The sequence below is a fragment of the Dactylosporangium sp. McL0621 genome (assembly GCF_049995355.1).
GTDB lineage: Bacteria > Actinomycetota > Actinomycetes > Mycobacteriales > Micromonosporaceae > Dactylosporangium.
On sequence record NZ_CP188259.1, the window covers coordinates 5,891,362 to 5,902,383 of the forward strand.

The 11,022-nt window shown below is 75.1% G+C and carries 12 protein-coding genes; 3 read left to right on the forward strand and 9 right to left on the reverse strand.

The window, feature by feature from the left end; translation table 11 throughout:
• Positions 1–10 precede the first annotated feature (10 nt).
• From ACPPVO_RS27885 to ACPPVO_RS27895, 3 genes are all read right to left on the reverse strand, one after another.
• Positions 11–202: a CsbD family protein gene (locus ACPPVO_RS27885; RefSeq protein WP_360370600.1), complete on the reverse strand. Its 192-nt coding sequence runs from the start codon at positions 200–202 to the stop codon at positions 11–13.
• Between the two features lie 77 nt (positions 203–279).
• Positions 280–1,272, reverse strand: coding sequence for an aldo/keto reductase family protein (locus ACPPVO_RS27890; RefSeq protein WP_426514106.1), 993 nt, complete (start codon positions 1,270–1,272; stop codon positions 280–282).
• The gene (locus ACPPVO_RS27895) at positions 1,272–1,910 is read right to left on the reverse strand and encodes a TetR/AcrR family transcriptional regulator (RefSeq protein ID WP_426514107.1); all 639 of its coding nucleotides are present in this window, start codon (positions 1,908–1,910) and stop codon (positions 1,272–1,274) included. Before ACPPVO_RS27895 ends, ACPPVO_RS27890 begins: the two co-directional genes overlap by 1 nt.
• A 32-nt stretch (positions 1,911–1,942) precedes the next feature.
• Between ACPPVO_RS27895 and ACPPVO_RS27900 the strand changes: the two genes are divergently transcribed.
• Both ACPPVO_RS27900 and ACPPVO_RS27905 read left to right on the forward strand, forming a co-directional pair.
• On the forward strand, positions 1,943–2,659 hold the full coding sequence (locus ACPPVO_RS27900) for an SDR family NAD(P)-dependent oxidoreductase (RefSeq protein ID WP_426514108.1): 717 nt from the start codon (positions 1,943–1,945) through the stop codon (positions 2,657–2,659).
• 80 nt (positions 2,660–2,739) lie between these two features.
• Positions 2,740–3,891 (forward strand): molybdopterin molybdotransferase MoeA, encoded by a 1,152-nt coding sequence (locus ACPPVO_RS27905; RefSeq protein ID WP_426514109.1) that lies wholly within the window; start codon positions 2,740–2,742, stop codon positions 3,889–3,891.
• 878 nt (positions 3,892–4,769) lie between these two features.
• On the opposite strand, the gene ACPPVO_RS27910 is transcribed toward ACPPVO_RS27905, so the two are convergent.
• On the reverse strand, positions 4,770–4,961 hold the full coding sequence (locus ACPPVO_RS27910; protein ID WP_426514110.1) for a hypothetical protein: 192 nt from the start codon (positions 4,959–4,961) through the stop codon (positions 4,770–4,772).
• 244 nt (positions 4,962–5,205) lie between these two features.
• Entirely contained in the window at positions 5,206–6,075 is an 870-nt protein-coding gene (locus ACPPVO_RS27915; RefSeq protein WP_426514111.1) for a DUF72 domain-containing protein, read from the reverse strand.
• A gap of 37 nt (positions 6,076–6,112) precedes the next feature.
• On the opposite strand from ACPPVO_RS27915, the gene ACPPVO_RS27920 reads away from it, so the two are divergent.
• Entirely contained in the window at positions 6,113–7,267 is a 1,155-nt protein-coding gene (locus ACPPVO_RS27920) for a hypothetical protein (RefSeq protein ID WP_426514112.1), read from the forward strand.
• On the opposite strand, the gene ACPPVO_RS27925 is transcribed toward ACPPVO_RS27920, so the two are convergent.
• The 4 genes from ACPPVO_RS27925 to ACPPVO_RS27940 all read right to left on the reverse strand — a co-directional run bounded on the left by ACPPVO_RS27925 (position 7,257) and on the right by ACPPVO_RS27940 (position 11,021).
• The gene (locus ACPPVO_RS27925) at positions 7,257–7,958 is read right to left on the reverse strand and encodes a hypothetical protein (protein WP_426514113.1); all 702 of its coding nucleotides are present in this window, start codon (positions 7,956–7,958) and stop codon (positions 7,257–7,259) included. The two genes, ACPPVO_RS27920 and ACPPVO_RS27925, sit on opposite strands and share 11 nt — an antisense overlap.
• Positions 7,959–8,047: 89 nt before the next feature.
• A complete protein-coding gene (locus ACPPVO_RS27930; protein WP_426514114.1) occupies positions 8,048–8,968 on the reverse strand; it encodes a glycosyltransferase family 9 protein in 921 nt (306 codons plus the stop codon).
• On the reverse strand, positions 8,965–9,642 hold the full coding sequence (locus ACPPVO_RS27935) for an SDR family oxidoreductase (RefSeq protein ID WP_426514115.1): 678 nt from the start codon (positions 9,640–9,642) through the stop codon (positions 8,965–8,967). Before ACPPVO_RS27935 ends, ACPPVO_RS27930 begins: the two co-directional genes overlap by 4 nt.
• On the reverse strand, positions 9,639–11,021 hold the full coding sequence (locus ACPPVO_RS27940; RefSeq protein WP_426514704.1) for a PfkB family carbohydrate kinase: 1,383 nt from the start codon (positions 11,019–11,021) through the stop codon (positions 9,639–9,641). The genes ACPPVO_RS27935 and ACPPVO_RS27940 overlap by 4 nt, the downstream gene beginning before the upstream one ends.
• Between the last annotated feature and the right edge of the window lies 1 nt (position 11,022).

Here is an 11,022-nt window from a genome sequence, read left to right on the forward strand (position 1 = left end):
CAGCGCTGGATCAGCTGAGCGCGTCCTTGACGTCGTGAGCGGCGTCCTTGACCTTGTCGCCGGCCTGCTTGACGTTGGCCTCGTCCTGGTCCGCACGCCCCTCGGCGCGCAGGTCCGGGTCGCCGGTGGCCGTGCCCCAGCTCTCCTTCGCCTGGCCCTTGGCCTCTTCCGCCTTGTGCTCGACCTTGTCACCGAAGCTCATAGTCGTCTCCCAGTGTGATTGCGAAGTCTCCCACTGATATGGGTGCCCGAATCGACCTGGGTCAAACGGCCAAGGCTTCAGCGGTGCAGTACACCCTCCTGGGCGAACGGGGCCAGGGTCGGCTCGGTGATCGGCACGTCGCCGAGCGCGGCGTCGATGCGGGCGAGCACGTCGTCGTCGAGGGTCACGCCGGCCGCGGCCGCGTTCGCGTGGACCTGCTCGGGGCGCGACGCGCCGGTGATGGCCGAGGCGACCTCGGTGCGCCGCAGCACCCAGGCCAGGGCGAGGGTCGGCAGCGTGACGCCCAGCCCCTCGGCGATCGGCACGAGCCGCTGGACGGCCTCGAGGAACTCGTCGCGCAGCACGAGGTCCTTCGACGCGTTCATCGAGTCGCTGGCGAACCGCGACCCGGCCGGGATCGGCTGCCCGGGCTTGTACTTGCCGGTCAGCACGCCCTGGGCCAGCGGCGACCAGACGATCTGCGAGATGCCGTTGTCCGCGCTCAGCCCGAAGACCTCGGCCTCCGGGGCCTGCCACAGCATGGAGTACTGCGGCTGCGACGACACGAACAGGTCGGGCCCGGCGATGTCGATCGCGGCCCGGATCTGCTCCGGCGTCCACTCGCTGAAGCCGAGGTACCGCGCCTTGCCCTGGCTCACCACGAGCTGCAGCGCGTCGACGGTCTCCTCGATCGGCACGCTCGTGTCGAACCGGTGGGCCTGGTACAGGTCGACGTGGTCGGTGCGCAGCCGGCGCAGCGAGGCGTCGATCTGCTTGGCGATCTGGTCCGCCGAGAGCCCCTGGTCGGTATCGGACATCTGGCCCCACACCTTGGTGGCGAGGATGTACGAGTCGCGCGGGTGCTCGGACAGGATCGCGCCCCACGCCTCCTCGGCCGCGCCGCGCCCGTACACGTTCGCCGTGTCGAAGAAGTTGATCCCGGCGTCGAACGCGGCCTCGGTGCAGGCGCGGGTCTGGTCGGCCTCGATCCCCCCGGCGTACGTCAGCCACGAGCCGAGCGAGATCTCCGACACCTCGAGGTCGGAACTGCCGAGCTTACGAAATCGCATCACATCTCCAGCATCGATCGGTGTACTTGCGCGGCAGTCATCGGGGGCTCCGGCAGCGGGGGGCCGGCCGCCCGGGCCCGCAGGCCGTCGAGGTTGATGGCCAGGGCCCGGCGCCAGGTCCGCGGGGCGGCGGCCGCGGTCGCGCGCACGATCGTGGCCGTCGACCAGAACAGGTACGCCAGGTCCTCGGCCGTGCAGTCGGGCCGCACCGCCCCGGCGCGCTGGGCCCGCTCCAGCAGCCCGCGGGCCTGGTCCATCTGCGCGTCGCAGATCGCGGTGAGCGCCTCGGCGTCGGGGAAGCGGCGGCTGACGGCGTCGTTGAGGGCCGGGTTGCCGGCCTGGAGCTCGCAGACCAGCGTGACGTACAACGTCAGCGCCTCCCACGGGTCCTCGACCGTCTCGGCGCGGGCGAGCGCGTCGCGGACCCCGGCCTCGACCAGGGCGGGCATCACGGCGTCGATGAGCGCGTCGCGGCCCCGGAACCGGTTGTACAGCGTGCCCGGGCTGACTCCCGCCCGCTGCGCGATCTCCTCGAGCGGCACCTGCAGGCCGCGCTCGCGGAACGCCTCGGCCGCGGCCGCCATCAGCCGCTCCAGGTTGCGCTGCGCGTCACGGCGCAGCCGTACCCCCTCCGTCACGCCCCAAGCCTACGGGGCGTAAGTTGAGGGCTATGTCAACTTCCAGGACGATCGCCGTGTTCGGCGCCGGAACCGGCCTCGGCACCGCCGTCGCACACCGCTTCGGCCGCGCCGGGTATCGCGTCGCGCTAGTGGCCCGCACCGCCTCCCGCCTCGAAACGCTTGCCGGCGAGCTGGCGGCGCAGGGCATCGAGTCCGCGGCGTTCCCGGCGGATCTTTCCGACCCGGCGGCGGTACCGGACCTGCTCGCCCGGATCGAGGACCGCCTCGGCCCCGTGGACGTGCTGGAGTACGCCCCGATCACCACCGACCTGTTCGCCTCGACGGCCGCCCTGGACGCGGCCGGCCTGCAGCACCACCTGAACCTGCACCTGCTGACCCCGGTCGAGCTCGTCCGCGCCGCCCTGCCGGGCCTGCGCTCACGCGGCGCCGGCGGCATCCTGCTCGTGCAGGGCATCTCCGCGCTCAACCCGATGCCGCGCCTGGGCGGCCTCGGCCCGGCGATGGCGGCCGCGCGCAACTGGGTGCTCGCCCTCAACGCCGAGCTCGCCGGCACCGGCGTCTACGCGGGGGTCGTACACGTCGGCGCGATGGTCACGGGCAGCGCGGGCCACCGGGCGATGACGTCGGGCGCCCTCGGCGACGGCATCGACGTGTCGAAGATCCCCCAGGTGGACCCGGCCGACATCGCCACGGCCCTGTGGGACCTGCTCGCCACCCGCGACCGGTCCGAGCTCCTGCTGCCCTGACCGGGTCCTCACAGCGCCGCGACGGCGGTCGAGAGGCCTTGGTAGCGGCGGCGACACCCTGGTGTGGTGCAGTGCGGGCAATGTCGACGACGCGCACCACCGCCTGGTCCGACGCCCACGCCACGGCCTGGGGCGCGGCCGGCCCGCTCGCGCCGGCGCTGACGGCGATCCGGTGCGCGGCCGGGCAGATCCTGGCCGCCCCGATCGTCGCGGCCACCCCGGCACCGGCGTTCGACGCGGCGGCGATGGACGGCTACGCGGTGTCCGGGCCGCCCCCATGGCGGGTCGCCGGGCAGGTGCGGGCCGGCGGGCCGCAGTTCGCCCGGCTCTTTCCCGGCTCGGCGGTCGAGATCGCGACCGGGGCGCGGGTGCCGGCCGGGTGCGAGGGCGTGGTGCCGTACGAGGACTGCCGCCGCGTCGGCGACACCGTGGCCGGCGCGCTGGCCGGCGCGCACATCCGCCGCGCGGGCGAGGACGCGGCCCGCGGCGACGTGCTCGTGCCCTCGGGCCGCCCGGTGACGGCGGCGGCCGCGGGCCTGGCCGCGCAGACGGGCGTCGAGCGCGTCTGGGTGCATCCGCGCCCGGTCGTTGACGTGCTCGTCACCGGTGACGAGGTGGTGCTGCGCGGCGTGCCCGGCCCCGGCCAGGTGCGCGACGCGTTCGAGCCGCTGCTGGCCGCGGTGGTAGCGCGGGCGGGCGGGGAACTGGGCGCGTACCGGTCCGTGCGCGACGACCCGGCGGCGCTGGGCGCGGCCCTGTCCACGTCGGCCGCCGACGTGGTCGTGGTCACCGGATCGTCCTCGGCCGGCGCCGCCGACCACCTCCGCGCGGTGCTTGACGCGCGCGCGTCGACCTGGCACGTCGACGGCGTAGCCTGCCGCCCCGGCCACCCGCAGGCGCTCGCGAGCACGCCGGACGGCCGGTGGGTAGCGGGCCTGCCCGGCAACCCGTACGCGGGCCTGGTCGCCGCCCTCACCCTGCTGGAGCCGCTGCTGTCGACCCTCGCGGGCCGCCCCCGCCGCCCGCTGCCGTCGGCACCGGTGCACGGCACGGCGTCGGTCCACGCCGCGCGCTCCCGGATCGTGCCGGTAGCGACCACGGGGGATGGCGTGCGGATCGTGCCGGGCGCGCGCTCGGCGAGCCTCCGGGCGGCCGCGACCGCCGACGCCCTGGCCGTTCTCGACGGCGGCTGGACGACGGGCGCCGCCGCCCCGCTGCTCATGCTCCCGTGACCGATTTCCACACGACATACGCCAGGCCCAACCGGCGGGACCGGGCATTCGGCCGGTTCGACAGGCGATTCTGAGGGCGTCGGCGCAAGAGCTTCGCGGGCCCGCTGCGCAAAATACGCATCCGCCGCTTCAACGCTGCCGAACTTGTCGCAGAGCTTCTTGTCGTACCGCTGCGTAAGCCCCCAATCGCGATGCCGCTGATGTTCCTTCCGAAACGTCTCACCGCCAGGCGAATAATTACGCCGCCGAGTAGCGTCATACATACCAGTAATTTCGGCCCGACTGAACAACCCCCGCTGCCCCAACACCTATCGATTATCCCAAATCACGCCAGAAACCAGGATCCCGTTTCAAATAGCGCGAGACAGGACAGGGACCACCGAATGACGACCCGCACGAGCCAGGCAGCAAACAACGGCCAAGAGGCATAACCGCAGGCAACAACGAAAAGGAACCACGCTTACACATTGCCGGAGCCGAAGGCTGCCGCGCACCATCGGCCGAGCGTCGTCTGTCAGCCCCCCGTCCAGGTAAGCCGCGACTCAGTCGAACAAAGCGAGCGCCGTCCCACACGTCCGCACCGCCGCCCGGGAGGTTGCGGCAGATCAGGGCGTGCAGCGCGTCGAAGGTGCCAGGGCCGAAGCCGAGGTCGCCGGGGTTGCACTTCCGCGCCTGGACCCTACGGCGGCGGCGGGCCGAGCCGCTCCGCGCGGATCTCGACGAGCCGCCGCAGGTGTTCGTGCGCCGCGGCGGCCTGCAGGCTCCGCAGCGCCGTGGCCACGTCCGCGTCGGTGACGAACGAGGCTCGACCGGCGATGCGAACAGTCCCGAGCCGGTCACCGCGAGGGCGTCCGGGTCGGCCGGCCCCCGGTACGGCGTCAGGCCGGCGGCCGCCGGCTGCGGGCCCTCCTCGATCTGGCGCAGGGCCGCGCGGAGGCCGTCCTGCCGGGCCGCGCGCTGTCGTCGTCGGCGCGGACGGCCTTGAGCCGCCGGGCGAGCGCCTCCCGGGCCTCGTCCGGGGTCGCCCCGAACATGATGCCCAGCACGAGGTACGGGTTGCGCCGCTCCATCAGGCCGCTCCGCTCATGCCAGGTACCCCCGCAGCCGCTTGATCATGAAGGCCCAGTGCTCCAGCCGCTCGCCGACCTGCCCGAGCAGGCGCTCGTCGACCGGGAGGCCCGCGGCGAGCCCGGGGTAGCGGCGGCAGCGCTGCAGGTGCCGGCGCTCGCGACATCACGTCATGTACATGGCGCGATTACGGGATCGACTCCACCGAGGTGCGCAAGTCGTGACGGACCGCTGACACTCGGTGCATCACTGCCGGAGGAGCTCGTCCAGCTCGGCCGCGTTGCGCTGGGCGTAGTCGGCGTAGCAGTTGTTCATGAGCACGTGGGTCCGGCCCGTGGTCGCGGCCAGGGCCGAGATCTTCGGGGCCCACTCGCGCAGTTCCGGCGTGGAGTACAGGTAGCCGAACTTCTCGTGGATGTCCTTGCTCGTCCAGTGCTCGCTGTGCCCGTGGAAGCGCACCACCGCCACGTCCGACGTCGCCTCCACGACCGCGGGGACCGAGGAGCGGTGGCCCTGCGGCATGTCCACGACCACGTACGGCAGGTCGTGCGTACGCAGGAAGTCCAGGGTCTCGGCGCGGTTGTCGTCCTCGAACCAGGACGCGTGGCGGAACTCGATCGCCACGCGCAGGGGCTTGCAGCGCGCCGCCACCTCCAGCAGGGTCTGCTTGTTCGCGCGGCGGATCGTGAACCACGGCGGGAACTGGAACAGCAGCAGGCCCAGCTTGCCCGCGTCGGCCAGGGGGTCGAGGGCGGTCAGGAAGCGCGACCACACGTCCTCGTACGTCTGGGCCGGCAGGTCCTTCGGGTACACGTTCGCCTTCGCGACGTCGGGGCGCAGGTCCTTCGGCAGCGCCGACACCTTCGTCGGGTGGCCCGTCATGAGGCTGAACGCCTTGATGTTGAAGGTGAAGCCGGGCGGGGTGCGCCCGGCCCACAGGCGCGTCGTGTGCTCGGCGGGCGGGGCGTAGTACGTCGAGTCGACCTCCACCAGCGGGAAGTGCTCCGCGTAGTAGCCGAGGCGCCGTTCGGGCGAGTCGGCCTCCGGCGGGTACCAGCCCGACTCGAGCAGGGTCTTGTCCGTCCACGACGCTGTGCCGACTTTCACATCGCCCACAGTGCGTCCCATTTCCGGGCCGGGAAAAATCAAACCTGTGTCGTACCTCTCCGTGCTGCGCATCCCCGGCGCCGCCGCGTTCTTCGCAACGACGGCGATCGGCCGCCTCGGGGTGTCGATGTACGGGCTGAGCGTCGTCCTCGCCGGGGTGGCCGCGTACGGCGACTACGTGCGGGCCGGGCTCGTCGGCGGGGTCTTCGCGGCCAGCGAGGCCGTCGGCGGGACGCTCGTCGGGCGGTTCGCCGACCGCGCCGGGCAGGGGCGGGCGCTGCCGGTCATCGCGGTCGTGCACCTCGCCGCGCTCGGCGGCCTCGTCGCGGCGCTGGCCACCGCGGCCCCCGCCGGGGTCGCGATGGTCGCCGCCGCGGCCGCCGGGGCCGGGGTGCCGCAGCTCGGGGCGTTGGCGGCCGCCCGCTGGAGCCATCTGCTGCACGGGGATCCGCGCATCGACGCCGCGTTCGCGCTCGAGTCGCTCGCCAACGACGCCGCCTTCATCGCCGGGCCGCTCGCCGCCTCCGGTGCGGTCGTGCTGCTCGCGCCGGCGGCCGGGGTGGCGGTCGCGGGCGCGCTCGTGGTGGGCGCGACCCTCGGGCTGGCCCTGCAACGCCGGACGATGCCGCCGGGGCAGCCCGCGGGGCCGTCCCGCACGGTGGCGTCCGGGCCGGCCACGCCGCTGGTCGCGCTCGGCGCCGCGAACGTGCTCCTGGGGCTGCTGTTCGGCACCACACAGCTCGCCGTCACCGCGCTGGCCGAGGCGCACGGGCGCATGGGACTGGCCGGCGTGTACTACCTGACGATGAGCGCCGGCAGCCTCGTGGGCAGCGCGCTGTACGGCACCGTGCGCTGGCGGGCCGCGCCCTGGCTGCGGTTCCTGGCCGCGGGGGCGCTCGTCGCGGCGGGGGCCGTGCTGCTGCCCGTGGCGGCGTTCCCGGCGCTGTTCGCCGTCGGGCTGGGCGTGGGGCCGGTCATCATCGTGGCCGGCACGCTCGTCGAGGCGGGGGTGCCCCGGGGGCGGCTCACCCAGGCGTTCGCGCTCATGTCCGCGCTCAGCGCCGCCGGGATCGCGCTGGCCGGGATCGTCGGCGGCGCGGTCGTCGAGGAGCGGGGCCACGCGGGCGGATTTGCGCTGATCGTGGCGTACGGCATCGGGCTCTGTCTGTTGCCCTTGGCGCTGCGGCGGGTCAGCGGTTGATGGTGAAGTCGGTCGGGCCGCTGACCTTCGTGCCGACCCGCGCCACGACCTGGTAGGTGCCGGCCGGGGCCGGGTTCTGCGCCGGCGCGCAGGCGTGCGGGGTGGTCCGGTAGCTGCTCCAGACGAAGCGGTACCGCACCGCGTCGCCCGCCGCGAAGGCGCGCACGTCGCTGGTCTTCTTGGCGTCGCAGTCGTCGGAGGAGAACAGCAGGGCGCCGTCGTGCAGCACCTGCACCTCCTGCGCGCCCGGGCCGAGGTCGCGCGAGCACCAGCCGGCGGCCTTGCTCGCGACGTTGATGTTGAACGTGAACGTGCCGCCGACGACGCCGGGGGACGGGGTCGCGGTCACGATGACGGCGATCTGGTCGTCGCCGCAGGGCGCGACGTTGGCCGGGGGCGCGCTGCGCTCGACCGGCGGGGGCGAGCTCGACTCGGGGTTGGCCGGCACGATCTGGGGCGCGGACGACTCGGCGCCCGGGGTCGTCGCCGCCACCGAGCCCGGCGTGCCCGCGGCGCCCGACGCGGCCCCGCTGGCCACCGCGGACGGCTTGCCGTCGCCGTCCCCGCCGCGCAGGAAGATCCACACGATGAGCAGGGCGCCCACGACGACGACGGCCACCATGGCCCGGCGGCGCCAGTACACGGAGGGCGGCAGAGGTCCGACGGTCCAGCCGTTCGCCGGTGGTTGCATTCGGGCAGTTTGCCAGAAGCCGCACGGCGCTTCTGCCCCGGATCTCCACGTGTCGCGGACCTGGGAAGGTCGCCACGGAAAGTGACCGGCTACGACCTCGCCGACGCCGACGGGTGCCCGGCGATCCGGCGGGCGGCCGTCACGACCTCGTCGACGCCGACGGCCAGCAGCGCCGGGTGCGGGGCGCTGCCGGGGGTGTCGCCGGGCTCGGCGGTGTGGCCGCGCCAGATGGCCACGTGCTGGGGCCGGTCCGGCGGCGGGCCCCACAGCCGGGGCGGCACCGGGCCGAACAGGACGACCGACGGCGTGCCGTACGCGGTGGCGAGGTGGGCGATGCCGGTGTCGCCGCTGACGAGCAGCCGCGCGTGGCCGACGAGCCCGGCCAGGTCCCGCAGCCCCGTCACACCGGCGAGCATCGCGGCGCGGGGCAGGCCCGCCGCCTCGACGATGCGGCGGGCCAGCGGCGCCTCGGCCGGGGAGCCGGTGACGACGACGTCGTGCCCGCCGCCGGCCAGGGCCCGGGCGACCGCGGCGAACCGGTCCGGCGGCCAGCGGCGCCGGCCGGACTTGGCGCCCGGGTGCACGATCGTGACGCCCGGGCGCTGCGGGTCGGGGCAGGCGAGGGCCAGGTCGCCCTCGTCGCCGCTCAGGCCGTACCACCGCAGCATCCGGCACCAGCGGAGGACCTCGTGCTCGTCGAACCGCCAGCGCGGCCCCTCGCCGAACGCCAGCAGCCGCCGGGGGAGGGTGGCGCGCAGCAGGCTGTGCGACTGCGGGCCGCGGCCGTGCAGGTTGACCGCGACGGCCGGGTGCAGCTCGGGCAGCCGCTCGTCGAGGCCGTCGCAGGGCAGCAGCCGGTCGACCGCGCCGGTGAGCGCCGCGAGCGGGGCCAGCCACGCCGGGGCGGCGAGCACGATCGGCTCGCCGGGGAAGGCCCGGCGCAGGCCCCGCAGCGCCGGCACCCCGGTGGCGAGGTCGCCGACGCCCAGGGCCCGCAGCACCAGGATCACGGGTACGACGTCTCCGTCTCGGCGCAGATGACGAGCTCGCGCACGGCACAGCCGCGGGGCTGGCCGATGGCGAACATGATCGCGGCGGCGACGGCGGCCGGGTCGTTGAGGACCGCGTCCGGTCCGGGCTTGTACCGCTCGTCGCGGTCGTCGAAGAACCGGGTGCGCATGCCGCCGGGTACGACCAGCGTGACGCCGACCTGCCCGGCGAGCTCGGCGGCCAGGGCCCGGGTGAACCCGACCACGCCGAACTTTGCCGCGCAGTAGGCGGTCGCGTCGCTGACCGCCTTGACGCCGAGCGTGGAGGCGATGGTGACGACGTGGCCATGCGAGTCGGTGAGGGCCGGCAGCGCGGCCCGGATCACCGCGGCCGGGGCGAGCAGGTCCACGGCGAGGATCCGCTCCCAGGTCTCGGCGGGTACGTCGGCGAGGCGGCCGGGCACGTCCATCCCGGCCGCGGTGACGACCGCGTCGAGGCCGTCGAGCTCGGCGATCGCCTTGCGGGTGGCCGCTTCGGCGGCCCGCGTGTCGGCCAGGTCGCACTCGATCCAGGGCACGCCGCCGGCGGGCGCCTGCCGGTCGATGACGAAGGGCCGGTCGCCGGCCTTCAGCGCGGCGTCCACGACGGCGGCCCCCAGGCCACTGGAGCCGCCGGTCACGATCGTCCGGGTCATGTTCTTTCTCCGATCAGCTTGGTGGTGGAGCGGCCCTCGAGGTACGGCACGACGACCGTCTGCCCGCCCCATTGCCGGACGAGCTGGGCCTCGGGCAGGGCCGGGCCACCGTCGGCGTAGTCGCCGCCCTTGACCCAGATGTCGGGCCGCAGCCAGGACAGCGTCGCCTCCGGGGTCGGCTCGTCGAAGACGACGACGGCGTCGACGCAGGCGAGGGCCAGCAGCAGGCGGGCCCGGTCCGCCTCGCCGACGACGGGCCGGTCAGGGCCCTTGAGCCCGCGGACGCCGGCATCGGAGTTGAGGCACACGACGAGGCCGTCGCCCAGGGCCCGGGCCGCCTCCAGGGTGGCGATGTGCCCGGCGTGCAGCAGGTCGAAGCAGCCGCCGGTGGCCACGATCGTGCCGCCGGCACGCCGGATGCGGGCCACGAGCTCGTGCACGTCGCCGCCGGTGGGCCCGGCGGCGTGGGCGGGCCGGCGGCCGACGTACCCGCTCGCGGCGGTGGGCCCGGCCGGGTCGGCGGGCCGGCGGCCGACGTACGCGCTCGCGGCGGCCACCGCCGTCGCGACGGCCTCGGACGGCAGCGCCCCGGCGGCCAGGGCGCCCGCGGCCGTCGCAGCGAACCGGTCCCCGGCGCCGCAGGTGTCGCCCGCGAAGACCTTCGGCGCGGGCACGATGAGCGGGGTGGGGCCGGCGTGGCAGAGTACCGCGCCGCTCGCCCCGGTGGTGACGGCGACCGCACCGGCCCGCCAGCGCCGGCGCAGCTCCTGCCCGGCCCGGGTGACGGCGGCGATCCGCCCGCCACCGTCCTCGTCACCGCTGAACGCCCGGGCCTCGGCCTCGTTCGGGGTCACGAGCCGCGCCCCCGGGACGGGCGCCGCGCCGCGGGGATGCGGGTCCCACACGAGCGGCGTACCCGTCGCGGCGAGCGCGTCCCGCAGCCCCGGCCGCCCGGTCAGGCCGCGGCCGTAGTCGCTGACCAGAACGGCGTCGGCGGCGTCGAGGAGCGCCCGCACGTCCCCGGCCGGATCGGCCGGCGGGGCCGGGTCGGCGCCGCCCCGATCCAGCCGCAGCAGCACCTGGCCGCGGGCCCGCAGCCGGACCTTCTCCGGGGTCGCGCCGGGCAGCGTCACCGCGTGCAGCCGCACGCCGGCCCCGGTGATCAGCTCGGCCAGGCGCCGCCCGCCCGCGTCGCCGGCGAGCGCGGTCACCAGCGTCACCTCGAGCCCGTCGGCGGCGGCGAGCACCGCGGCGAGGCCGGCCCCGCCCGCACGGTCCACAGTGGACTCCTCGTCGAGCACGAGCGCGGGCGCGTCGGGCGCGACCCGGCGGACGCTGCCGTCCACGTCGCGGTCCAGCAACGTGTCGCCCACGACCACG

Coding starts and splice junctions, on each gene's coding strand:
- ACPPVO_RS27890 (WP_426514106.1), bottom strand. CDS start 1,272: ATGCGATTTCGTAAGCTCGGCAGTTCCGACCTCGAGGTGTCGGAGATC.
- ACPPVO_RS27885 (WP_360370600.1), bottom strand. CDS start 202: ATGAGCTTCGGTGACAAGGTCGAGCACAAGGCGGAAGAGGCCAAGGGC.
- ACPPVO_RS27935 (WP_426514115.1), bottom strand. CDS start 9,642: ATGACCCGGACGATCGTGACCGGCGGCTCCAGTGGCCTGGGGGCCGCC.
- ACPPVO_RS27925 (WP_426514113.1), bottom strand. CDS start 7,958: ATGCAACCACCGGCGAACGGCTGGACCGTCGGACCTCTGCCGCCCTCC.
- ACPPVO_RS27900 (WP_426514108.1), top strand. CDS start 1,943: ATGTCAACTTCCAGGACGATCGCCGTGTTCGGCGCCGGAACCGGCCTC.
- ACPPVO_RS27910 (WP_426514110.1), bottom strand. CDS start 4,961: ATGGAGCGGCGCAACCCGTACCTCGTGCTGGGCATCATGTTCGGGGCG.
- ACPPVO_RS27905 (WP_426514109.1), top strand. CDS start 2,740: ATGTCGACGACGCGCACCACCGCCTGGTCCGACGCCCACGCCACGGCC.